Origin of the sequence: Coleofasciculus sp. G3-WIS-01 (assembly GCF_040223135.1) — a bacterium.
GTDB lineage: Bacteria > Cyanobacteriota > Cyanobacteriia > Cyanobacteriales > Coleofasciculaceae > Coleofasciculus.
In genome coordinates this window covers 1-22,294 of sequence record NZ_JAVJZI010000090.1, presented here as the reverse complement: position 1 = coordinate 22,294, position 22,294 = coordinate 1, and the positions used below count along the sequence as shown (strand labels likewise).

Sequence of the window (22,294 nt, the reverse complement as noted above, 5' to 3'; positions counted from 1 at the left end):
AGCTAGATTGGTCATATCCATGTCAACTCCCAGTTTAAAAGAATGTGCTGCTCCTGTTCCGATTTGTTCACAAACCACTGATCTGACTGCCTTACTGGAAATTTTTCACGCATCAGGGAGTGACTCGATTGTGGTAGTCAGTGAGCAGCAATATCCCCTGGGAGTCGTGAATCTGCGACAGATTATTCCCCATCTCCTAACCGGAGGGAGGTCAGCAGTAACTCTAGGAGAAAGAGCAACTGAAGATTTCTCTCAACCGCTCTCGGAACTGGAACCCTCTGTAATTGAACCCCTAGCGATTCTACCAGCATCGTTGACAATCAGCCAATTCTGGACTATTCTACCTGACTTAGACGGGGGAAAACCAGACACACCACTCGATACATTCAACATTCCCTACCCTAAAGGTTCCAGACAATGGGCATTAGTCGAACCCAATGGCAGATTTTTGGGACTGCTCAATAGCTGGCAATTATTGCAATTCTTAGCGCCTAAATCCCAGACTGAGGATGTAGAGACGCGCCATGGCGCGTCTCTACGTCAGGGCGGGTTTTGCACAAACATTACCATCAATAGCCAAAAGGAAGTTCATTCACCCGCCCCTACAAACCATTCCCTCAAGAGTCGCGAATGGTTCCCCAATCCCCAATCCCTATTAATCCAATTCCTCGAAAAACTACCACTACCCCTGAGTTTACAAACTGCAACCGGGCAAGTCTTGTCAGAAAATCTGGCTTGGCGTCAGCAGATAGGGCTATCCTGGGATCATCCAACTGGGATAGAGTCAACGTCAGTTGAATCACCATCTAATGTAGGCGTCCTCAGTCATAACGCTCAGTCCGAGTCAACCCGCTACTGTGCCAATTGGCAGACAAATCCTCAGGTGACAGAACCATTAACTGTAGCCGATCCCAAGCCCACCCCAATGGAACTCAACAATCGGGAGAAACCAGTGGCTTGGGGCGTTGGTTATGAACCTCAGCCAATATTCACCTCCCCTAGAGCGATAGGTTGTGACTTTGGAGGCGAAGGCACCCGTCCCATAACCCATGCTCAACATCCAGAACTTGAGTCTACAGCGACATCCCCATATCCTCAAGACTCACGAATGGATAGGGAAATGCGAGAAACCACAACAATCCAGGATCGCCAGTTTTCGTTGACAAAAATGCCTCTATCCCCATCGTTGTTTCCAGAATTGGCAACGGAGAACTGGAAAAATGCACCATGGAAAGACTCACCATGGCATGTTTCTACACAATCAGACACAGCCAACTCCCCGCTCCCAGAAAATACCCTAAATCCCCCTAATTCACAGCTTTGGTTAGTCATGGCGCAAGACACGACAGATCAGCAGCAAGTCGCTCAAGAACTGACTGCCAAAAATGCAGATTTAGTCCAACTCAACCGCCTGAAAGATGAGTTTTTAGCCTGTATTAGCCACGAACTCAAGACACCACTCACTGCCGTTTTAGGATTATCAACTCTGCTCAAAGATCAATCCTTGGGAGAACTCAATCAACGTCAAGCTCGTTATGCTCGGTTAATTTATCAGAATGGGCGTCAACTGATGGCGGTGGTCAATGATATTCTGGATCTAACGCGCATGGAAACAGGTCAGCTCGAACTGACCTTAGAGCCAGTGCCGATTCAAAGCCTGTGCGATCGCGCCTATAAACAAGCGCTCCAAGTCTACTCAGACAAGGATCAAACCAAAGAAGGCACAACACCCGACATCTCCTTTGTTTTAGAGATTGAACCCGGTCTAGAAACCATCATTGCCGATGAACTGCGGCTGCGGCAAATGCTGACGCACCTGCTATCCAATGCGCTCAAATTTACCGACAGCCAAAACACCGTGGGTTTAAAGGTTAACAATCAAGATGGCTGGATAGCCTTTACCATCTGGGACACAGGAATTGGTATTCCCGAAGACAAGCAGCACTTGATTTTCCAGAAATTCCAGCAATTAGAAGAACCGCTCACTCGTCGATTTGAGGGGACAGGTTTAGGATTAGTCTTAACCCAACGCTTGGCTCGTTTACATGGGGGAGATATCTCGTTTATCTCTAAAAGTGGTAACGGTAGCGAGTTTACCCTGCTCCTTCCCCCCTGTCCACCGTCTGGCAGAGATTTGGCAGAGACTGAGGACTGGGCACAGGCGAACGCCAACTTCCCATTTCCGAATCGTAATCGTTTAGTGTTAATTGTAGAAACTGTACCCCGCTATCTAGAAAGCGTGACGGTGCAGCTCAAACAGCTAGGCTATTGGGTGGTCAATGCTCGCTCAGGTCCTGAAGCACTCTCAAAAGCTCGTAGCTTACAACCAAGCATCATCTTACTCAATCCCCTCCTCCCGCAAGTTTCGGGTTGGGATGTACTGACATTGCTCAAGTCTGATCCGCAAACTTGTCATATTCCTATCTTAGTTACAGCGACCCAAGCTGAAAAAGAACAGGCTTATAAAAATAAGGCGGATGGCTTCTTAAGTTTACCAGTTCAAGGGGAAGCATTGGCGAAAAGCCTGACTCGCTTGGGTAAACACCAGCGTTCCCCCAATCAGGTACTAACGTTGCTTTATCTGAGTGCTGGGTTAGTCGAGGTTCCCCCGGAATCGTCAAAACTAATTTCTCAGTTAACTAATGCACTAAGTTGCCAACATTCAGACTTGAAATACCGCATCTTGGAAGCCGATGATTTAGAACAGGCAGAATTATTGGCGCGGGTTTGGCATCCGGATATCGTTTTGCTCGATGGGGCTGGGATTAACGATCCCCCAGGTTACTTTAAAACCTATTCGTTATATCCCACATTAGCGGATCTACCCCTGATTACTCTGGATCATCAAACCACAGAAGCTGCCAATCAAGCGATGGGACTTTCTGTCTATCCATGTTTAGCACCGGATAACCCACAGAAAATTACCACGTTGCTGCAAGTGATTCAAATTGCGGCGGGAGTGAGTCGCAAGTCTAGCATTCTCATTTTTGATCTGGGCGACACTCAAGGAGTTAGTCCCAAATATCACGCCTTCAACACAAATCCCGTCACACCTTACACACCTTGGCTACGGGCATTGATTCAATATCTCCAAGCGGCTGGATTTAGAAGCCTATTCTCCCACTGTTGGTCAGATGTCTGCCATCAACTTCAACAACAAATGGTTGATGTATTGCTAATTCGGATCAAAGATATCGAGAATGATTCGGGCGTGGTTCAAGGATTTAGGGATCTGAGTCAGCTACCGAATCGACCCCCGATTCTTTTGCTGGATCATCGATTGCCCGATTCTTCTCTCAATGTTGGAGTCTCTGAGTCGGATCAGATAACGACGGAATTAGAGTCGCAATTACAAGGCGTTGCGACTAAAATTTTGCCCGGACGTTCCCATTCTATGAGTCAATTGTTAGAACAAATTTATCAGGTTCTCGGCTAGGGCAAAGTGTTCTAAGCTGTTCAGCATTTAGATTAGGATACCTAAATTACCCAAAGGGAATAGGGAACAGGTAATATCCAATTTAAATGCACATCAGTTTAGTAAATATCAAGTAACAATCAACGATTAACGATCAACAATTAATTTAGTCTGAATCCCTAGATAAGAGTGGCTGCCAATTCTGACCTCTAAATTTGACGCTCTGTCGAAATAGACGAGAGTCGCGGTAATCATCGCAAGTCCGATGAGGATGACGCCAATATCATTTTTTTCCATGGTAGTATGCCTTCATTGCTGATATCTTCAACAATAGACGGCTGACTCCATCCGGAGAAAATACACAGGGCAAGTTGCTGAATTGACTAGGGCATAAGGGTTTAACTTAACCAAGATTGGGGAACGGTTAGCCTTTGGGAGTGGACAATTTCTCAGCTAGCACTGCTGAGGGAAGAGGGATATAGGAGGTCAACAACTCACCGCTAAGTTCTAGCGAACTATAGCGGGAGCTTGTGAAAACAGGCTCTAGTTGACCAGACTAAGTGTCCCTGCTCCCAGACGCGCCATGGCGCGTCTCTACATTGCTTCCCCTGCTTTTAGCGCTTAAGTTGACACCAATGTTGTAAAACCCGCCCCTACACGCCTGTTCCCTCACTTCAATGTAAATCTTCTTCCCAAATCCCGATATAGATTCGTCCCTCTTGTTGGCGTTCAATCACGCCTTCAAGATAATCTAGCCGAAAGGAAAACTGCTGAGATTGACGTTGCCACACTTGTTCTAATCCCTGTTGGATTTGCTGGTTAAGCTTGCACCCTAACATTCCATTCAATGTCAATATTACCGTCTGAGAATCAACTTCAGCCGTAAAGGAGGCTTCGGTTTGTCGAATTCGTAGAGAATTTCGGTCAAACAGAAAACCTAAACTAATCTGATCAGGTATTAATTCATAGAATACAGCACGAGTATTGGGCCAATAACCCCGTGCGGTTCCGGTGGGAGCGCCTAATAGACGCATCACATCTTCTTTGGTAATTCCTGGCTGAAAGGCGGGAATGCCAACGCCTGTTGGGGCTTCTCGACACCGAGTTTCAATCATGTCTCCTAGAGAAGGTGGAAAGACATTGATGGATTCTAAGGGAAATGTAGAAGGCTTTGAGGCAAGTAGGGAACTTAGTTGTAACCGCGTCAGTGGTGAAAAAAATTGATTGGATAGCACGATGGTAAAAATCCCGGCTATCAGGAAATTTGTAATGATGACTATTCCCATGACTATTTTATTAAAATTTAGAGAGTATGTATAGCACCGCAGATAATCGGTTTTGGCTACCTCATTTTTGGCAATTAAAAGGTTATAATAGGATCAGATTTATACTCAAAAATGGCGCATTTTTTAGGAATATCCAAACATTACGCCTTAAATAATTTGGTTAGAAAACTGTCGCTCGTTTTTTAGGAGTAAATCATTTTTATTGTCATCCCACCATCAATGACAAAATTCGCACCCGTCATAAATGTGGCTGGGGAAGACGCTAAATAAACGGCTAATGCGGCAATGTCTTCTGGTTTGCCCACTCTACCCGCTGGATGTTGTTGATGATCCTGGGGGGTTAATTGCGAGGGCATGAGTTAAGGCGACAATTCCGCCTTTAGCCGCCGCACAAGCTTCTGAGCTGTTCCCGCTTCTTGATCAATTTCTGCGATCGCGACGTTCATTCCCTGTTCTAAGAAGGCTTTCGCGATCGCCTTACCAATCCCTTGTCCGCCTCCGGTAACAATGGCGACTTTCCTGTGCAAGCTCATCGGTTACTATCTCCTAATCCTTAGGATTGAGCCGCCCGTTGTTCTTTCAGATAGGCAAAAACTGACTTATCGCCAATGTCAGGAGGAATTGGCTGGATTGCCTTACGCACCGCAAAGACTAAAAATAGAACTGTCCACAGTCCTAAAAGCACCTGTTCCGCCGTGGCGGGTAACATATTAACTAAATGTCCCAGTAATAAGACGGGTACTAAGGGAGTCAGCAACTTAGTTTCAAAGCGGTTAAAACAAAATGCTTCTTTGAAATAAATCCCAGTTAACGCCACAAACACAAAACCAATCCCGAAGAGGGTAACGGGTTGGTTATACACGAAAAGGGCAAGGGGTTCGCTACTCTCGATGGCGAATACGACAGCCGCAATCGTGCCAATCCCCCAAAATAATTGTAGGAGTCGGTGTAGGGGGGCTAAATAGATATGAATCTTTGCCAGACTCACGCCTAGCGCCACACAGAATAAGCCATACAGGGGAGTGAGGGCGGTTAAAACGGTGGGATTATCCGGTTGCCATAAGACTAACCCACTAGCGATCGCAAAGCTCAATGCCGCGATTATCAGGCTACTGCGGTATACAATAACCCCGACGCGATCGCTGTCGGTAATCCTAAATTCGCCAAATTGACCCTGGTAAACCTCAGAGTCCCATTGTTGCTGTAGTACCATTTTATCTCCTCTCTATACCACGAGGGGGCTGGGAAAGCCCTGACTGTAGAGACGTTGCCAGCAACGTCTCTACACCACACCTGCCTTTTTTACCAGCCTGTACCCTCTGTCTTTATACAATTTAACCTTTGATTTCAGTGGTGACAGCCACGTCTACCCTCTTCCCTAAATCTAACTGCAACTCAGATTGAGCGCTACCGCCATTCACAGCAATTTCTACCCAACCGTGACTCCCAATGAGGGCGATGAGTTCTCCGAGGGGGCGATCGCTATAGGTTTGACCCCTGGGGATCTGGCGTTGGTTGACGGTGACTGACCCCATTTTTCCCTTCACGTCAGCGGCGGGAATATTGGTGATTAGGTTGCCGAAATGGTCAATATATTGGATAGAACCCGTGATCCCCGTCGCGGTTTTGGTCAGTTCCGGGATCGGCAATTGTACCAGAGTGCTAGGTTCGATCACTGATCCCAACTCGTCTAAGGGAACACCACTGGCAAGATGTGCGCCAACGGGGGCAAATATATCTCGACCATGGAATGTTTGACTAGGGGTGGGGGTGCGCCAGAAGTCTGGGTTAGTGAGTTCAACGGCAAAAACAATCGTACTTTGGGTTAAGATACCGCTAAATAATCCATTATCAGGTCCGACGAGGAAACCATTATCCACTTGTAGCGCGATCGCACGGCGCTGGCTGCCTACACCCGGATCAACCACAGCGATATGGATGGTGCGATCGGGAAAATAGGGATAAGCGTTCATCAGATTAAATCGGGCGGCGGCGATGTTTTGCCGAGGAATCTCGTGGGTGAGATCGATGATCGTCAGGGCTGGGTTAATTTGGGCGATGACGCCTTTCATGACTCCCACGTAGACATCGTTGATGCCAAAGTCGCTTAATAGGGTGATGATTGGGGTTTGGGACATAATGAATCTAAATGCATTAAGTTAACTGGGCGGTTGAAACCACAGCTACACAAACGAAACCCGCCTGCGCGGGTTTACGCACCCTAGTTTTTCTCTCTTTCCTTGTCAAGGGAACGAAAGTTTCGTTTGGTTCCGCGATTTCCTTTTCAACAGGGCTTAAGTTGACACGGATGAAGGCTTGCGCCCGCACATAAGTACCTCATCTATTATTCCTTCCAAGCGCAGGAAATGCACTCGTCCCGATGCTTCACCTGCAACAATTGTTACTCCATCGGGCGCAATAGCACAGCAGGTTAACTCACTCTCCCCAATGAAATTAGCAATTATCTCTCGACTCTCCAAATCCCAGATAGTGAGAATGTGGTCAGATGAACTAGATATCACCCAGTTACCGTTTGGTGCTACTGCCACAACATTGACATGATTGGTGTGAGTTATGGAAAAAAGTTCCTTTTTTGTCACTATGACCTTTGAGGGTAAAAACTTCTTCTTCTGTTTTCAGATTCCAGACCTTGAGAGTTGTGTCTTTTGATCCAGAAATTATTAGTCTACCATCTGATGTAGCTGCTACAGAGCGTATGGCAGCAGTATGACCTGTGAAAATTTTAAGCTCTTTTCCTGTTTGGAAATCCCAAATCTTTAGCGTTCTATCATCTGAACCAGAAATGAGCCAGTTAGTATCTGGTACTATCTCTAAAGCCATTACTGAGTCAGCATGACCTGTAATAGTACGTAACAATGGTTCACCTGGCTGGGTCAAGCTAGGAGTTAATGGACGTAGCCAGGGAGAAACTTTTCCTTGCTTTGCCTGTTCTAGCAATGCCTGAATATCTGGTATATCAAAAGACAGCAAACGCCCCCATAGTTGCCCTGAAAGTTGCGTTTTGTCTCTATCTAAAATGTGTGCAGATAATCGAAGCGCACCTTGAATTAATCTGAATAACTTGCCTTTTTCATCAGAAAGTATGATATCAGGATTGAAAGCTAAATCATAATCTTTAACAAGTGATTGTACTCCAACAGCAGAAATCTTAGCCTCAATGAAATCAAAATTCGTCAAACAGCGATACAATTCCCCTGCTTTTCCAGCTTTTGCCAGATGACGTGGCGCATGTTTCAACGTATAGTCTCTCTTTTCAGGCGACAGACTAGCTAACCGATTACGAATATCACTCATCCCCAAACATCCCTTGCATCAAGTTATCCGAAATCCGTGCATTAATATCTTGAAGTGTCACCCCAGCCGCTTGAACAATATCTTTGCGAGATAAAAAATCACAGAAACTTGAATGATAGACGCTGTAGCGAGTTTCGCCATTAAATTTATCCCGGTGTAAAAATTGCTGCCACTCGTCAAGCACCTCCTGCACCGTGAAGGCATCTTCACCAGCAAACTCAGCAATTAATTCACGAGATACGGGTTCCCGAAGTTCCGCTAACACGTACACAATCTTAATTTTGGTACGTTTACTTTCCTTGTCAAACATCCCCATTCGCCGCCAGTGGTCTTCGTAGTAATCCTGCAAACCTTGGGGTAGACTCTCGATACTCAAATTTCTATACTTACCATCGGCTATATCTGGCAAAACATAGCGCAGATACATGAAATTATTCTCGCTTTTATTCGCTAACTGAGTAACAAATTCTTCAACCGTCAATAATAAGTTTCAGTACGACTTGAGGATCTCTCCATTTCAGATCATCGCCGTCGAGATGATAATCCTGTAAACTAAGACGCGCATCCTGCAACCAGTTTTTGCCATAAGCCTTTTTCATCTGGCGTTGGATGAAAAGCTTGAGTCCCGGCACTAAATCCTCTTCCAGTGCCTGATCCACCCAGTCTTTATTCTGCTTGCGATCGCCTTGAGTCATGATATCTCTATTTTATGCTTGGGAAGAGGGTGTTGGGTTTCGCTTTCACTCAACCCAACCTACAATCTTTCTGATTCAATGATATGGATAAAACTCCTATCTTGCAGCACTGGTAATAAATCCTCACTTACCTTAAGGTGGGCAAGAGCAACAAAGGATAATATCAGGATATCAAGTTTATAAATCTTGCCCACCCTACATAAAATCAACTTAATCAAAGAACCCGCGCAGGCGGGTGCAAGTTTGTGTAGCTGCGGTTTCTAACCGCCAAGCTTTTCCCGATACGTTGGGTTTCGTTCCTCAACCCAACCTACTCCAGCGCCTGCTTCACCCGTTGATATTCTGTAATTGCCTGGGAAACCAACGGTTCGGCTTCACCTATTGTACCCGTCCGTCCCAAGGCTTCTAATTGTTGACAAAGCTGGGCAAGATTCTGCACTCCTAATGCCTGACTGCTGGACTTGAGACTGTGAGCTGTATGATACAGCAAATCAGCATCTCCTTGCTTAACGGCATCGTGAATAGATGTTAACAATTCCGGTGCTTCTTGTAAGTAACAGTTAATCACTGCGCTAAGTTCATCCCCTGCCATTTCTTGCAAGTTTTCCATCACGTCTGGATCAATAACAGGCTGTTCCGTCGGCTGTTCTGTTGTCGGCGGTTGACATTGACTCAATGCCTGTTTTAAAACATCAACATGAATTGGTTTACTCATATAGTCATCCATCCCCGCCGCTAAACAGGCTTCGCGATCGCCTTGCATCGCATTAGCTGTCATGGCAATAATCCGGGGACGCGAAAATACGGGAAATTCTTGACAAATCTGCTGGGTTGCGGTTAATCCATCCATTTCTGGCATCTGTACATCCATGAGTACCACATCGTAGGATTGACGGCGCAGTGCTTGTAACACTTCTAACCCATTGGCAACAATATCTGCTCGATATCCCAACCGCTTCAGCATATTAACCGCCACTTTTTGGTTCACCACATTGTCTTCCGCTAAGAGAATTTTCAAGGGAAATTTTTGGGCAAAAGTGGGGTCATATTTGGATGAATGGGAACGAGTTTTTCGGGGTGAACTTTCCTCATGCGTCAGAATATTGACTAAGATGTTGTACAACTGAGACTGTTTAATCGGTTTATGCAAATATCCCGCGATCGCAGGGCTTGAATTTGCTAACTGGGTGTCAGGCTGTGTCTCGACTTGCCCGATCAATCCCAGCATGACTATGGGTAAGTTTTGGCAATGAGGATGCTGACGAATTTGGGTGATTAAACTGCAATTTTCCATCTGGAGAATCTGGGATGCAAAAATTGCTATATCAAAGCGTTTTCCCTGTTCTAACCATCCTAAAGCTTCTGTTGTTGATGCGGTAGCTTCTACTTGTATGCCAAAGGATTTGGCTTGTTCGGTCAACATTTGCCGAGTCGCCGCATTATCTTCTACAATCAACAGACGTTTATCACTCAATACTTGCTGAGAATTATCGGTTTCTGAATCTGAGGAAACTGGAGTCGCGATCGCGGTGAAATAAAAGGTCGAACCTAAACCCTCTTGACTTTCTACCCACATTCTGCCTCCCATCAATTCACTCAGTCGCTGGCTAATCGCTAATCCTAATCCTGTACCGCCATATTGACGAGTGGTTGACGCATCAAGTTGGCTAAAGGGTTTAAATAGCCGATCAATATGCATTCTGGGAATCCCAATTCCTGTGTCACGCACAGCAAATTGCAAACAGATTTTATCATCGGACATTTCTGCAGTAGGGTTCACTGAAATCACCACCTCTCCTGTTTCGGTAAACTTGACCGCATTACTGACTAAATTCACTAAAATTTGGCGCAATCGCGTCACATCTCCCCTAATCATCTCAGGCGTTTGAGCGTCCATTAAATAGGCTAACTCAATCCCTTTCTCTCTTGCCTTAGACGATAGCAGATCTAAAGACTCCTCAATACAATAACGTAAATTAAACGGATGTTCCTCTAAGTCTAGATTGCCTGACTCAATTTTAGAAAAATCCAGAATATCGTTAATAATCGTCAGCAGGGCATCACTACTATTGCGGATAATATCCACAAACTCTCCCTGCTGGGCGGTTAATTGCGTATCCAGTAGTAAGCTAGTCATGCCAATTACCGCATTCATTGGCGTGCGAATTTCGTGACTCATCATTGCCAGAAAATCACTCTTCGTGCGGTTAGCTGTTTCTGCTTCTTCTTTCGCAACTTTGAGTTGTTCCTGGGCAATTTTTTTATCGGTAATATCAGTAATAGTGCCAACTATACGGTAGGGATTGCCGTCGCGATCGCGAATACATCTGCCCTTCGCCGCAATCCACAGATAATGCCCATCTCGATGTTTTAGCCGATGGATATTTTCATAAATCTGGGTTTCTCCAGCTAAATGATGATTTATATCTTCTACTACCTGCTGGAAGTCCTCAGGATGAACCTGATCAGACCAGCTTGATAGAAGGTTTGGTAAGGGATTCTCTTCATAGCCAAGAATCCGCATCCAAACAGGGGAATAATACACCTCGTTGGTCAAGACATCCCAGTCCCAAATCCCGTCATTTGTACCAGAAACTGCCAGTTCATAGCGTTCTTCGCGTTCCCGTAATAGGGCTTCTATCCGTTGGCGCTCTTTAATTTCAACTGCCAGTTCACTGTTAATTGCTGATAGTTTTTGCGTGCGTTCTTGTACTCGTTGTTCTAAGGTTTCTTTTGCCTGTTTAATTTCCTGGAATTTTTGAGTCAGTACCGATGCCATTAATTTAAAGTTGCTAACCAGGGAATGAATTTCCCGGACTCGGCTTTGAGACCAATCAATCGATACAGTGCTATCCAGCAGTTTTTGCGGTAAATTAGTTGTTACCTGTGCCAACTTGTATAAAGGTTTAACTAAGCGATGGCTTAATAGTACGGCAACCAGCAATGCTAAGACAGTAATCAGTAGCATTGTTGCCATGTTTTGCAGGTAGAGTGCTTCTAAATTATCAATATAAGGGGCAGTCGGAATTTTAAGAATTAACGTCCAAGGAAGATAGGGTTCAAGAGAGATTTCTTGAACATGAAAGGAATTTCGCCAACGCACCATAATGGGCGTACCGGGTGCTTTAGGTAACCACTGAAAAATATCAGCATCAAGGGGACGAATTTCACCCCCTTGACGCGGATTAAACGATTCCATGACACGGGTATTAGACTGGGTACTGGCAATCAGGCGATTTTGACGATCAACCAGCGCTATCTGTAATCCTCGTTTTTGGATATTCAGTGTCAAGAATTCCTGAATTTGACTTAAATCCAGGGAAGCATAGGCAATACCACGAAATCGATTATTAACAATGACTGGCACACTTAAACCCACATGAGGTATCGGATCAGTATCATCAATATGTACATCAGAGAGAATCGGCTGTAAACGAGTGGCGGTTTCTTCTAGTAAGGAGTATGGAGCAATATTCAACCCGATAATTGATTCTCCCGCTTCATTCAATTGGGGCTGAGCGGCAATTATTGTTCCCTTGGCATCGGTGACATAACTTTTAATAAAATCAGAGAAACTCCGCTTGAGCAATTCAGTACTTTGCTGTAAATATTCCGAAGGTTTATCTGGAGATTGAGCCGCAATCTCAGCTAGTTCCTCGACCCCATGTAAATGTTGCTGATACCAGAAATTTAGGTTAGCTACAAGGGATACAGATGTGGCGTTGAGTTCGGTACGAATTTCTGATTCAATATTGTTGAGAATTTCCCGTCCGTTTAAAACCGTTAAAATTAATACCGGGAATAATACAAAAGAAACGAAGAGATTAAAAATTGTTTGCTGAAGCGAAAGCCGCTTGGATTTGCGCCGAATATTTAGCCACTTTTGTAATGGTAAATTTGTGACAATTAGCGTTGTGATTAAAGCATTGAAGATACCATTTACCGATTGCTTAAACACAATCAGCCAAGTTTGAGTTGCCCCAACATGTAAAACCCCACCGTAAAATAGCCCGACGAGAGGCATACCCATTAGCACCCAATAAATGCCAGCGAGGAGCAGCATGTTTTCTGTCTTGCGGTGCAACAGCAAGCTAATAAACAGGGCTTCCCCGGTTAAAATAATAATGGCGTAGGGATGTCCCCAAAGAGTGTAGGTGTAACTGCTGGCAATGAGGGCGGCTAAAGTCCCCCAGAATACGCCATAAAAATACACCACCATTAAGACAGCGATACTGCCAAATAAAAAGTCCACCCCAAAAAATAGGGATAGACTGAAATAGTTGCCTAAATATCCAGCTCCAATCAGTACGATGAGTAAGAGGTTAACGCGCTTAAACAGGGATAAAAATCCTTTGATAAAATGAAAAGGGAATTTCATAGATGAGAGAGCGTTGGCTGGTTTTCTGGAGCTAGACGTGGCAGAATGATCACCGACAGATCATTATCTGAGTTGAACTAATCCACCTTAGATCTAGCTTAGACTCAGATCTTGCATCTGTCGCTTTCTTTGCACAGTATTGGGCAGCCTATCACCTTTGTAGTGGCTCGGCACAGCTAAAAAGGCGCTACCTGTAGGGGTAAGAGACTCTCGTACCCTTACTATATGTGGCATTTGTGCGTAAATTCTGTAGATTTTACAGTTAAATTGGGCGCACGGCTTGCGCCAGTGTCAAGGGTTCACCAACGGTTTCGGGCAAAGGTGGTGATTGTTGGGATTATTGGAATTATTAGGATTATCACGGTTGTAGGGGCGAGTCGCTGCACAAATGTTCGGTGTGAGAATTAACCTATATCGACTCGCCCCTGTCTAAATGCGGTGTTAGATAATTCCCGATATCTGGCGGGGGCGACCCGATAACATTAAGGGTTGGGTGGTGTGAATTAGATACGGCGGGTCGCCCCTATGGTGTCTACTTTTAATTAGTGATACCCTATTCCTACAACGTCCTAGAATGCCTCATTTTGGCAATATCTAAGGCACAACGGCAATACATTCAATTTCAACTAAAACGTCTTTGGGAAGTCGGGAAACTTCGACACAAGCACGGGCGGGAGCAGACTCTTCATCAAAATAACGAGCATAAACTTGATTCATTGCCGCAAAATTATTCATATCAGAAAGAAATACTGTGGTTTTGACGATATCTTGCATCTGAACACCAGCTTCTTCCAGGATAGCGGCTAAATTTGCCATCGCCTGTTCCGTCTGCTTGGCAATATCGTTTGCTCCAATAATTTCACCGGTTTTGGGGTCAAGGGGAATTTGACCGGCGACAAAAATCAGTTCTCCTCTCGCCGCGATCGCTTGATTATAAGGACCGACGGGTGCAGGGGCGTTGGTTGTACGGATAATTTTTCGGCTCATGGGTTGATTGGGAAAGTGTTGAGTTTTGAGTTTTGAGTTTTGAGTTTTGACCCTTCACTTCGTTCGGGGAACCTGTTTTGTCGGGGCGGGTTTAGGGATTTTATGCTTGGCTATTGATGGTAACGTTTGTACAAAACCCGCCCTGACTTGACCCTTCACTTCAGTATTCTTGTACAGTAGTCTCAGCCTAATTTACCACGTTGGCAAATCGCTCTCTTGCTTGTGCCGTATTTAAGATGAATCAATCCACTCAATCTACCTCTACTCTCCCCAAACCGGATATCATTCAGCGTAAAGAACGACGTGGGCGCGTCAATTTCTGGACGCTGATGGTTTTGGCGATCGCGCTTTTGGTGGCTACCCCTGTCTTATTTATATTGAGCAATATTTTTACAGATGCGGGCGAGATTTGGCAGCATCTGGCGCAAACGGTTTTATGGCGCTACATGGCTAATTCCTTCTGGCTGATGATTGGTGTAGGGTGTGGTGTTGGTTTAATCGGTGTGGGAACAGCCTGGTTAGTAACAATGTGCCGTTTCCCCGGATCTCGCCTGTTTGAATGGGCGCTATTATTACCCCTGGCTGCACCTGCTTATGTCTTAGCCTATACCTACACCGACTTTTTGGACTTCTCAGGACCGATTCAAACCGCGTTACGGGATGGGTTTGGCTGGAGTTATGGCGACTACTGGTTTCCCAATATTCGTTCCCTCAGTGGGGCAATTCTCATGCTGACGCTAGTGTTGTATCCGTATGTTTATTTATTGGTACGGGTGGCGTTTTTAGAGCAATCGGTTTGTACATTAGAAGCCAGCCGCAGTCTGGGGTGTGGTCCGTGGCGCAGTTTTTTTACTGTAGCATTGCCCTTAGCCCGTCCCGCGATCGCAGCGGGTGTGGCGTTAGCTTTAATGGAAACGCTGAATGATTTTGGCACGGTGAAGTATTTTGGTGTGGAGACATTCACCACAGGTATTTATCGGACGTGGTTTGGTTTGGGGGAACGAGTCGCCGCCGCCCAATTAGCCGCATTTCTGCTGTTATTTATTTTGGCATTAATTTGCGTCGAGCGATGGTCACGGCGTCAGGCACGATATTATCAAAACACGACCAGTTATCGCCAACTGCCCAGTTATCGGTTAGGAGGTATACGCGGAATTGGTGCGGCGTTGGCGTGTTTTTTGCCATTGAGTCTGGGGTTTTTGCTTCCGGCTGGACTCTTGCTGGAGATGACGCTAAAAAATACCACGACGACGCTAGATGGTGAGTTTTGGGTCTATGCCCGTCATAGTTTTATTCTGGCAGTCGTTACCGCCGTTTTAGGGGTTGCGATCGCAGTCATTATGGCTTATGGATTACGGTTGCAATCAACCTTAGTGATGCAGTTAGCGACTCGGATTGCGGCGATGGGCTATGCTGTACCCGGTTCAGTGATTGCCGTAGGGATTCTGATTCCCCTTGGCAGACTGGATAATGCTATTGATGCGGGAATGCGGGCGATAGTTGGCATATCCACAGGCTTACTATTCAGTGGCACGATTACGGCTTTAGTTTATGCCTATTTGGTGCGCTTCCTTGCCGTATCTTTCAATAGTGTGGAAGCCAGTTTAAGTAAAATTAAGCCCAGTTTAGATGATGCTGCCCGTTCCTTGGGTTACACTCCAACGAGTACCTTAGTCAAAGTCCATACACCGATGATGTGGGGTGGATTACTGACGGCGGGGATGCTGCTGTTCGTGGATGTGATGAAGGAATTATCAGCTACCTTAATTATTCGACCCTTTAATTTTGACACCCTTGCCGTGCGCGTCTACAATCTGGCATCGGATGAGCGGTTAGTGGAGGCGGCGGCGCCTGCATTAGCCATCGTCGTTGTTGGCATAATTCCAGTCATCTTATTAAGTTGGCGAATTGCGCGATCGAGATAAGACTTGTTGAATAAGCATCGTGCTAAGGGTAGGGAACAGAGAACAGGGAACGGGGAACAGGTGATACCAATTACAGTAATGAAGTCCTGAAGAACCACATTTATAAAACGTTACAAAATATTCGTTTACTTTTGCTTAATTTTTTGGATACGATAATCCTTGCACATTTACAGTATTCAGAAAAATGGAAACTCTTTCAGGAATGTGGGTGGCTAGTAACGGGGGTCAAGACATTGTGGTTCTTCAAACTGGGGATACAGTATTAGTTCACTGGAAACAACAAAACCCCTATTGGAACTATGCTGCGGGGACTGTGAAGAATGACGTAGTAAAAATGAGCTTTGGCGGTTCCGATCAGCAAAGTGGTAACATTTCAGGAAACTTTGATGCTATCACTTGGGGGAATGGAACGTCTTGGACTAAGATTCAATAGCTATTAAGGTTGCCATTTTTCATTTGTCATTTGTAAGGGATTGTGTTTTTGGGCATTCTTAACTCAGTCTAGTCTTTGTGAGACTCTCCCATCTCCCAGACGTAGCCGGTTACGTCTGGAACATTGCTTCCTCATCTCCCCCAGCTTCCCCAGCTCCCACATCTCCCTCTGCTCCCTCTGCTCCCCCATCTCCCTCTGCTCCCCCAGCTCCCACATCTCCCCCATCTCCCCCAGCTCCCAATCTTCCCTGATGCAGAATGTCGGTTATTATGATAAATTTTTTAACATACGTTTTAAGATTTGCTGCATCAACTTAATGAAAGCCAGCGATGATCGAACCAGCTAACGAGCAAACCTTGGCCGAACTTGCGCCAAGTAGTTACGAGTGCCGCTCTTGCGGCTACGTTTACGAGCCAAATAAGGGAGATAGTAACCAAAATATTGTCGCCGGGACAACCTTTGAGGAGCTACCCAGCGACTGGCGCTGTCCGGTTTGTGGCGCCAAAAAGCCCCAATTTCAGGATATTGGTGCCAGTGGTACCCCATCTGGGTTTAAGGAGAACCTCAGCTATGGCTTTGGGGTGAACCTTTTGACCCCAGGTCAAAAGAATATCTTGATTTTTGGTGCCTTAATGCTAGGCTTTATCTTCTTTATAAGTTTATACGGACTGCGCTGAACCGAGGAGGCAATCCCTTACACACCAATGTCTCAGTTACGCCAAAAGACAGCATGTTGCCAATGAGCGATTTAATGAAAACTTTGAAACGAATTGTAATAGTCTTCGCGATCGCCTGCTTGTGTATTAGTTGTAAGTATGCCGAACCCTTGAGCTATAACCCTTGGGAGCTGGTTTCCTTACCCACTCAGGAAACGCTACGGGATATCGGGTTTACCGATAACCCCAGTCATGGATGGCTCGTTGGCAGCAATTCCACACTCCTGGAAACCACCGATGGTGGCGAAACCTGGCAGGAGAAAGTCCTTGATGTTGGGGATGAGAATAAATATCGTTTCACATCCGTGAGCTTTGCAGGTGACGAAGGCTGGATTGTGGGTGAACCCTCCATTATGCTGCATACTACTGATGGTGGTGTTTCCTGGTCACGCATACCCTTAAGTGAAAAGTTACCCGGAGACCCCAACACAATTTTGGCAGTGGGTCCCAAATCAGCGGAGATGACAACCACAATTGGGGCAATTTACCAAACCCAAGATGGGGGTAAAACCTGGAAAGCCCAGGTAGAAGAAGCCGTGGGTGTACTTCGTAATATTGCCCGTTCCAACGATGGCAAATATGTCGCGGTTTCTGCTAGAGGGAACTTTTACTCAACCTGGGAACCCGGTCAAAGTGCCTGGGAACAGCATGAACGCAGCAGTTCTAAGCGTCTGCAAAATATGGGATTCACTCAAGATGGGCGTCTGTGGGGACTAGCACGAGGAGGAATGCTACAGTTTAGTGGTAGCGAAGATTTAGAGGCTTGGGAAGAGCCAATTTATCCCGAATTTTCCACCAGTTGGGGATTACTGGATTTAGCTTACCGAACTCCCGATGAAGTGTGGCTAGCGGGGGGTAGTGGGAATTTGCTTTGTAGTTTTGACGGGGGCAAAACCTGGCTCAAAGATCGCGAAGTTGAAAATGTACCATCCAACTTGTACAAAGTTGTCTTTATCACGCCAGAACAGGGATTTGTTATTGGTCAAGCGGGTGTTTTGCTCAAGTATGAACCCCCAGCCAAAACAACGGCTTGATCGTTCATAATCAGTTGGCTCTATCTCGGCTTGATCATGGCTGTAAAGCCCGCTCGATGCTTTAAAATAGTAGGGTCGAGTGAATTATAACTGTTACTGGGAAGGAGGAATCATTTATGTCAGGAACTACTGGTGAGCGTCCATTCGGCGATATTGTTACCAGCATTCGTTACTGGGTCATTCACAGCATCACGATTCCGGCTCTGTTTGTTGCCGGTTGGCTATTTGTTAGCACAGGTCTAGCTTATGATGTGTTTGGCACACCCCGTCCGAACGAATATTTCACGCAACCACAGCAGGAAATTCCGATTGTGAGCGATCGCTACGATGCGAAAAAGCAAATTGATCAATTTACCAAAAAGTAACGTAACCTTTGGAGATTTCTGTAAAAAATCATGACTAATACTCCCAATCAACCCATTTCCTATCCAATTTTTACCGTTAGATGGTTAGCTGTTCATACCCTAGCGGTTCCCACCGTCTTTTTTCTCGGCGCGATCGCTGCCATGCAATTTGTTCAACGATAGGAGATAAAATCCATGCCAGAGCGTTCTCGCAATCCGAATAACCAGCCAGTTGAACTAAACCGGACCTCTCTGTTTCTGGGTCTGTTGTTGGTTTTTGTTTTGGGCATTCTCTTTTCCAGTTATTTCTTTAATTAACTCAACTCATTCATTCGTTAGCTTGAACTAGGAGGTATTAGCCGTGTCTGGAAGTGGAAGAATTCCGTTGTGGGTTGTCGCCACAATTGCTGGAACAGGTGTTCTGGTCGTTGTTGGTCTTTTCTTCTATGGCGCCTACGCAGGCGTTGGTTCTGCGATGTAGCATTGACCGCCAACTCATTTGAAAATTTAGCTGAGAATTGACACCGCCAGTTTTGTGGAGACTGGCGGTATTTTATGCGTATTAATACTTATAAGAATTTACCCGTCTCCCTCATTGGTGATTGAGGAAGAGGTAATGGGTGATGGGGACAATCTTCCCCATTTCCCCGTCATCAGTGCTGGAACTCCTGGGAAACTGCCGTCTTTGTGTGATATTTTCCTGACAATTGACAGTTTAAATCAAAAAATGTAATAATATATACAGAAATAATTTGATAAACCCATCTAAATCTCAGGGTTCTATCCCAAGTTAGATGTCGTTTCAGCCAAGTTAGAACAAGAAACCCATTTCCCCCAAGCCAACATTCGCTAGTGGTGGAAATCAATCGGAGGAGTCCTAATGAAACTTCATTATCGAGGTGTTAACTACGATTCAGAGCCATCAATGGTAGACGTAAGCGAAGGTGAGACTGGTGGCACATACCGAGGTCACAGTTGGAAAATTCACAAGCCGAAGCTGCATCAGAGACGCCCAGGGTCAGTGGGACGCCTAGGGTCAATGGAACTAACCTATCGGGGTGTCACCTATCGGCGCGGCAAAAACGCTTAGAGTCTAGACATCACTCAATCAATTGAAATCATTTTTTTAAAAGACTTAAGGGAGACAAGGCAAATGAAACGTTGTTATCGGGGTGTTCATTACAATGACACACCATCCACATTAGAGGTAAGCGAAGGTGAAATTGGTGGGACCTATCGGGGTCAAAAGTGGCAGCTTCACTATCTTAGACATATCCCCGAACCCCTACCTACCCATGATTTAAAGTGGCGAGGCGTTGGATATCAGACCGATAAAGCCAGTGTGGTTAAGTCTACCCCGGTCAAGTCACCCATGGCGATGGTCGGAACTCGTTCTTGGTTTCTTAATAATTTGCGCCAAAAAGTCTTCCCGCAAACCAGCATTACTCACCTGGAAAATATTTGTCAGTCTTTAGAACATCGCTTAGACGTCGCCAGGGCAAAAGGAGATCAAGACTTAGTGCGCCAGCTTGAGAAAGAATCTGAGCAAATCGCCTGTCCTTTGAGATAAGAATTTCGTAGAGACGTTCCGCCGGAACGTCTCTATCAAAGTTGGTTTGTCCTCAGCTATGTGTTTACTGCTATAGCTGTCGGCATATACAGCGCTTTGCGCTGTAATAAACAGGACTTACGCAGCTACACCACAGATGGTGGTAAAGGTGCGTTACGCTTGGCTAACACACCCTACTCATAGAGTCTTTGCGTAAGTCCTGATAAAGTACAGTAAATAAAAGTCCCCCTTAAAAAGGGGGATGCGAGGGGGATCGACAATGTACCGCATAGCAGAGCAAACTGCTGTATATAAGGTTAGGACAGGTTTAATGACCCAAACAACAACCTACCAGTAATAAACCTTATGCCCTAGAGCCTTTTGCTATATATCAAGCTCAGGGTTGACTTAGTGAATCGTCACTGCGGAGCTTAAATTTTATTTCATGGAGAGTTGAAGAATCAACAGAACCCGGTTGTGGAAACATTAAAACAGACTGATCTCCGAGTTTGCCAGTCGCTAGCTTGAGGGTGATGTCAGCGTCTACCACTCTCAAATTTTTTATGCCACGGAAGGCTTGGAACGTTCGGTCAAGCAGAGCGGAACCTTCCTCTGGAGTCAGGGGTTGTAGTGGAGTTTCTTTTACCTGTGCAGACAAACGTTGAACTTGAGATTGAAGCTGAGTATTAAGTTCTTTTAACTGAGCAACTTGAGGCTGTAGCTCCTGTATTTGTTCCTGAGCTACCTTTATTTCTGTCTCGGCTTTTTGCTGAGCTTGAACCGCCTCTTGGGTTTTCTGTTTGAGTAGATTAATCTCTTTCTCAAGAGCTTCGATGGTTTCACTGGATAGCCGATTCTCTTTGATTAACCCTTCGATTTGCTGTTGAGCCTCCTTGATCGTTAGTGCTTCAACCATACTTTTGTACTACTCTCAATTTATGTTAATATACTGTTCAATGGAAGAATGGGGGTACAAACTCTAAGTAGGAACAAAACACCAAAGCTTATAATTGTACCCCCATTCTGGGGATTTGTACATTGCTCAACTGAGCTAATGACTATTCACTATCGGAAATCTGGATACTGCGAAGGGTTTGACCTCTGGGTTCCTTCACATCTACAATCCACCGTCGTGCCGCACCGACGTAGGTGGGTTCGACTTGCAGTTCGCCAAAGACGTCCTGCAAGCGAGTGATATCGGGACGAGAAAGAACCTGCTCGCGAATGTCTGACGGTTTCCGCACGGGTGGACGGATTTCCTCATTAGGTACTGCCACCAAGCGAGCGCGTAACCCAGATAGAACACCAGGATTAAGATCCGCTAGTCTTGCCTCTCCCGCACTCACAGGTCGAATATTAACTCCAGAACTGTCTTCGTCGAAGACCATTTTTAAGTCAATCTCCGTCTCGCTGATGGCGATACCTGTTTGTAACCGCTTCTAAAAACCTAGACAAACCTACCCATAAGTAATTCTGCCTTGGTATAAGTCCACGGTGTAACTTTTGGTCGATAACCGTTAACGCAAAAACTTGGCTGATACCCGGCATTGTTGCTCGATATCAGCCTTAACCAACGGCTCCCAGTTAGAGACGCAGTAGTAATCGTGTCTACGATTAACTACAGAGCATCGACCAATAAAATTATTAAATTGATTTAGAGCGCTCCATACGTGCTTTCTCGGATTCACTCCGAGATAGGCGGACACAGAACGCGGCAATCTCTCGCTTTTATTCATTCCCCTTCTGGCAATTGCTAGGGCGGCTGCCACATCAGACGATAGTCCATACATTCGACTATATTTAACCAATCCAATCAAACTCGTGTAAGCTGGATTGACCAACTGATGAGCTATTCCTCGATTGGATAAAATCGATGACAAAATTTGATAAAAACGACTGTATGCCCAGGCAGAAAGCATTCGAGCATATTTTTTTCCACGCTCTCTTAATTGAGCTTTCTTGGTCGAAAAATCTAAGCTTTCGCACAGAATCGGGCTATTTAAATCCCTGGCTAAAGCTGCCAATTTCAAACAAACCTCTACAATTTGAGCATCTTGTTTACCTGTGGGTAAACCGGTCTTTATAGGAATAGTTCCCTGAGCTTTTAAATTTCCTTGACCATCAACATAAGCCCAACCGATAGAACTAGGATTTAGATCGATACCCAGGGCACCATACTGAATTTCTCTACTCACCTTCTCCACCGGTGCGGGCGTG

General features: G+C 45.4%; 24 protein-coding genes and 2 pseudogenes. 11 read left to right on the top strand and 15 right to left on the bottom strand.

What is annotated here, in order from left to right:
• Positions 1 to 19 precede the first annotated feature (19 nt).
• Positions 20 to 3,436, top strand: a complete 3,417-nt coding sequence (locus RIM23_RS09480) for an ATP-binding protein (protein ID WP_446366462.1) — start codon at positions 20 to 22, stop codon at positions 3,434 to 3,436.
• Between the two features lie 653 nt (positions 3,437 to 4,089).
• Here RIM23_RS09480 and RIM23_RS09475 read toward each other — a convergent pair.
• The 11 genes and pseudogenes from RIM23_RS09475 to RIM23_RS09425 form a co-directional block, all read right to left on the bottom strand.
• Complete coding sequence (locus tag RIM23_RS09475) at positions 4,090 to 4,701, bottom strand: hypothetical protein (RefSeq protein ID WP_446366460.1); 612 nt, start codon at positions 4,699 to 4,701, stop codon at positions 4,090 to 4,092.
• A 182-nt stretch (positions 4,702 to 4,883) separates the two neighbouring features.
• Positions 4,884 to 5,048, bottom strand: a pseudogene (locus RIM23_RS09470) (SDR family oxidoreductase); the annotation flags it as partial.
• 12 nt (positions 5,049 to 5,060) lie between these two features.
• Complete coding sequence (locus tag RIM23_RS09465) at positions 5,061 to 5,234, bottom strand: SDR family NAD(P)-dependent oxidoreductase (RefSeq protein WP_446366458.1); 174 nt, start codon at positions 5,232 to 5,234, stop codon at positions 5,061 to 5,063.
• 20 nt (positions 5,235 to 5,254) lie between these two features.
• Entirely contained in the window at positions 5,255 to 5,914 is a 660-nt protein-coding gene (locus tag RIM23_RS09460) for a DUF2301 domain-containing membrane protein (RefSeq protein WP_446366456.1), read from the bottom strand.
• 121 nt (positions 5,915 to 6,035) lie between these two features.
• Positions 6,036 to 6,839 (bottom strand): SAM hydrolase/SAM-dependent halogenase family protein, encoded by an 804-nt coding sequence (locus tag RIM23_RS09455; RefSeq protein ID WP_446366454.1) that lies wholly within the window; start codon positions 6,837 to 6,839, stop codon positions 6,036 to 6,038.
• 156 nt (positions 6,840 to 6,995) lie between these two features.
• Positions 6,996 to 7,250: a WD40 repeat domain-containing protein gene (locus RIM23_RS09450; protein ID WP_446366452.1), complete on the bottom strand. Its 255-nt coding sequence runs from the start codon at positions 7,248 to 7,250 to the stop codon at positions 6,996 to 6,998.
• Positions 7,228 to 8,016: a WD40 repeat domain-containing protein gene (locus RIM23_RS09445; RefSeq protein WP_446366450.1), complete on the bottom strand. Its 789-nt coding sequence runs from the start codon at positions 8,014 to 8,016 to the stop codon at positions 7,228 to 7,230. Before RIM23_RS09445 ends, RIM23_RS09450 begins: the two co-directional genes overlap by 23 nt.
• Positions 8,009 to 8,497, bottom strand: a complete 489-nt coding sequence (locus tag RIM23_RS09440) for a hypothetical protein (protein WP_446366448.1) — start codon at positions 8,495 to 8,497, stop codon at positions 8,009 to 8,011. Before RIM23_RS09440 ends, RIM23_RS09445 begins: the two co-directional genes overlap by 8 nt.
• Entirely contained in the window at positions 8,487 to 8,711 is a 225-nt protein-coding gene (locus RIM23_RS09435; RefSeq protein ID WP_446366446.1) for a hypothetical protein, read from the bottom strand. The genes RIM23_RS09440 and RIM23_RS09435 overlap by 11 nt, the downstream gene beginning before the upstream one ends.
• 310 nt (positions 8,712 to 9,021) lie before the next feature.
• The gene (locus tag RIM23_RS09430; protein ID WP_446366444.1) at positions 9,022 to 13,089 is read right to left on the bottom strand and encodes a response regulator; all 4,068 of its coding nucleotides are present in this window, start codon (positions 13,087 to 13,089) and stop codon (positions 9,022 to 9,024) included.
• Between the two features lie 594 nt (positions 13,090 to 13,683).
• Complete coding sequence (locus RIM23_RS09425) at positions 13,684 to 14,076, bottom strand: RidA family protein (protein WP_446366442.1); 393 nt, start codon at positions 14,074 to 14,076, stop codon at positions 13,684 to 13,686.
• Between the two features lie 329 nt (positions 14,077 to 14,405).
• On the opposite strand from RIM23_RS09425, the gene RIM23_RS09420 reads away from it, so the two are divergent.
• On the top strand, positions 14,406 to 16,001 hold the full coding sequence (locus RIM23_RS09420) for an ABC transporter permease (protein ID WP_446366528.1): 1,596 nt from the start codon (positions 14,406 to 14,408) through the stop codon (positions 15,999 to 16,001).
• A 184-nt stretch (positions 16,002 to 16,185) separates the two neighbouring features.
• Entirely contained in the window at positions 16,186 to 16,434 is a 249-nt protein-coding gene (locus tag RIM23_RS09415) for a hypothetical protein (protein ID WP_446366440.1), read from the top strand.
• 109 nt (positions 16,435 to 16,543) lie between these two features.
• Here RIM23_RS09415 and RIM23_RS09410 read toward each other — a convergent pair whose 3' ends face one another.
• Positions 16,544 to 16,675, bottom strand: a complete 132-nt coding sequence (locus RIM23_RS09410) for a hypothetical protein (protein WP_446366438.1) — start codon at positions 16,673 to 16,675, stop codon at positions 16,544 to 16,546.
• An 88-nt stretch (positions 16,676 to 16,763) separates the two neighbouring features.
• Here RIM23_RS09410 and RIM23_RS09405 point away from each other — a divergent pair, with 88 nt between their 5' ends.
• From RIM23_RS09405 to pirA, 8 genes are all read left to right on the top strand, one after another.
• Complete coding sequence (locus RIM23_RS09405; RefSeq protein ID WP_446366436.1) at positions 16,764 to 17,111, top strand: rubredoxin; 348 nt, start codon at positions 16,764 to 16,766, stop codon at positions 17,109 to 17,111.
• A 62-nt stretch (positions 17,112 to 17,173) separates the two neighbouring features.
• A complete protein-coding gene (locus RIM23_RS09400) occupies positions 17,174 to 18,184 on the top strand; it encodes a photosynthesis system II assembly factor Ycf48 (RefSeq protein WP_446366434.1) in 1,011 nt (336 codons plus the stop codon).
• A 116-nt stretch (positions 18,185 to 18,300) separates the two neighbouring features.
• Positions 18,301 to 18,549: a cytochrome b559 subunit alpha gene (gene psbE / locus RIM23_RS09395; protein ID WP_446334988.1), complete on the top strand. Its 249-nt coding sequence runs from the start codon at positions 18,301 to 18,303 to the stop codon at positions 18,547 to 18,549.
• 30 nt (positions 18,550 to 18,579) lie between these two features.
• Entirely contained in the window at positions 18,580 to 18,711 is a 132-nt protein-coding gene (gene psbF / locus RIM23_RS09390) for a cytochrome b559 subunit beta (RefSeq protein WP_446334989.1), read from the top strand.
• 12 nt (positions 18,712 to 18,723) lie between these two features.
• Positions 18,724 to 18,846 carry a photosystem II reaction center protein L gene (locus RIM23_RS09385; RefSeq protein ID WP_446361202.1) on the top strand — a complete coding sequence of 41 codons (123 nt, stop codon included), beginning with the start codon at positions 18,724 to 18,726 and terminating at the stop codon, positions 18,844 to 18,846.
• 43 nt (positions 18,847 to 18,889) lie between these two features.
• Positions 18,890 to 19,009 (top strand): photosystem II reaction center protein J, encoded by a 120-nt coding sequence (locus tag RIM23_RS09380; RefSeq protein WP_446334990.1) that lies wholly within the window; start codon positions 18,890 to 18,892, stop codon positions 19,007 to 19,009.
• Between the two features lie 399 nt (positions 19,010 to 19,408).
• Positions 19,409 to 19,618: a DUF4278 domain-containing protein gene (locus RIM23_RS09375; RefSeq protein WP_446366432.1), complete on the top strand. Its 210-nt coding sequence runs from the start codon at positions 19,409 to 19,411 to the stop codon at positions 19,616 to 19,618.
• Positions 19,619 to 19,681: 63 nt separating this feature from the next.
• The gene (gene pirA / locus RIM23_RS09370) at positions 19,682 to 20,098 is read left to right on the top strand and encodes an arginine synthesis PII-interacting regulator PirA (RefSeq protein WP_446366430.1); all 417 of its coding nucleotides are present in this window, start codon (positions 19,682 to 19,684) and stop codon (positions 20,096 to 20,098) included.
• Positions 20,099 to 20,474: 376 nt separating this feature from the next.
• Here pirA and RIM23_RS09365 read toward each other — a convergent pair whose 3' ends face one another.
• The 3 genes and pseudogenes from RIM23_RS09365 to RIM23_RS09355 all read right to left on the bottom strand — a co-directional run.
• The gene (locus RIM23_RS09365) at positions 20,475 to 20,993 is read right to left on the bottom strand and encodes a hypothetical protein (protein ID WP_446334994.1); all 519 of its coding nucleotides are present in this window, start codon (positions 20,991 to 20,993) and stop codon (positions 20,475 to 20,477) included.
• A 142-nt stretch (positions 20,994 to 21,135) separates the two neighbouring features.
• Positions 21,136 to 21,465, bottom strand: coding sequence for a hypothetical protein (locus tag RIM23_RS09360; RefSeq protein WP_446366428.1), 330 nt, complete (start codon positions 21,463 to 21,465; stop codon positions 21,136 to 21,138).
• 129 nt (positions 21,466 to 21,594) lie between these two features.
• A pseudogene (locus RIM23_RS09355) lies at positions 21,595 to 22,294 on the bottom strand (hypothetical protein); the annotation flags it as partial.

What these genes read in the sequence shown, in the direction of transcription:
- RIM23_RS09405 (WP_446366436.1), top strand. Translation starts at nt 16,764, where the DNA reads ATGATCGAACCAGCTAACGAGCAAACCTTGGCCGAACTTGCGCCAAGT.
- RIM23_RS09445 (WP_446366450.1), bottom strand. Translation starts at nt 8,016, where the DNA reads ATGAGTGATATTCGTAATCGGTTAGCTAGTCTGTCGCCTGAAAAGAGA.
- RIM23_RS09465 (WP_446366458.1), bottom strand. Translation starts at nt 5,234, where the DNA reads ATGAGCTTGCACAGGAAAGTCGCCATTGTTACCGGAGGCGGACAAGGG.
- psbE (WP_446334988.1), top strand. Translation starts at nt 18,301, where the DNA reads ATGTCAGGAACTACTGGTGAGCGTCCATTCGGCGATATTGTTACCAGC.
- RIM23_RS09420 (WP_446366528.1), top strand. Translation starts at nt 14,406, where the DNA reads ATGGTTTTGGCGATCGCGCTTTTGGTGGCTACCCCTGTCTTATTTATA.
- RIM23_RS09475 (WP_446366460.1), bottom strand. Translation starts at nt 4,701, where the DNA reads ATGGGAATAGTCATCATTACAAATTTCCTGATAGCCGGGATTTTTACC.
- RIM23_RS09400 (WP_446366434.1), top strand. Translation starts at nt 17,174, where the DNA reads ATGAGCGATTTAATGAAAACTTTGAAACGAATTGTAATAGTCTTCGCG.
- RIM23_RS09360 (WP_446366428.1), bottom strand. Translation starts at nt 21,465, where the DNA reads ATGGTCTTCGACGAAGACAGTTCTGGAGTTAATATTCGACCTGTGAGT.
- RIM23_RS09455 (WP_446366454.1), bottom strand. Translation starts at nt 6,839, where the DNA reads ATGTCCCAAACCCCAATCATCACCCTATTAAGCGACTTTGGCATCAAC.
- RIM23_RS09460 (WP_446366456.1), bottom strand. Translation starts at nt 5,914, where the DNA reads ATGGTACTACAGCAACAATGGGACTCTGAGGTTTACCAGGGTCAATTT.
- RIM23_RS09430 (WP_446366444.1), bottom strand. Translation starts at nt 13,089, where the DNA reads ATGAAATTCCCTTTTCATTTTATCAAAGGATTTTTATCCCTGTTTAAG.
- pirA (WP_446366430.1), top strand. Translation starts at nt 19,682, where the DNA reads ATGAAACGTTGTTATCGGGGTGTTCATTACAATGACACACCATCCACA.
- RIM23_RS09480 (WP_446366462.1), top strand. Translation starts at nt 20, where the DNA reads ATGTCAACTCCCAGTTTAAAAGAATGTGCTGCTCCTGTTCCGATTTGT.
- psbF (WP_446334989.1), top strand. Translation starts at nt 18,580, where the DNA reads ATGACTAATACTCCCAATCAACCCATTTCCTATCCAATTTTTACCGTT.
- RIM23_RS09385 (WP_446361202.1), top strand. Translation starts at nt 18,724, where the DNA reads ATGCCAGAGCGTTCTCGCAATCCGAATAACCAGCCAGTTGAACTAAAC.
- RIM23_RS09415 (WP_446366440.1), top strand. Translation starts at nt 16,186, where the DNA reads ATGGAAACTCTTTCAGGAATGTGGGTGGCTAGTAACGGGGGTCAAGAC.
- RIM23_RS09435 (WP_446366446.1), bottom strand. Translation starts at nt 8,711, where the DNA reads ATGACTCAAGGCGATCGCAAGCAGAATAAAGACTGGGTGGATCAGGCA.
- RIM23_RS09425 (WP_446366442.1), bottom strand. Translation starts at nt 14,076, where the DNA reads ATGAGCCGAAAAATTATCCGTACAACCAACGCCCCTGCACCCGTCGGT.
- RIM23_RS09375 (WP_446366432.1), top strand. Translation starts at nt 19,409, where the DNA reads ATGAAACTTCATTATCGAGGTGTTAACTACGATTCAGAGCCATCAATG.
- RIM23_RS09365 (WP_446334994.1), bottom strand. Translation starts at nt 20,993, where the DNA reads ATGGTTGAAGCACTAACGATCAAGGAGGCTCAACAGCAAATCGAAGGG.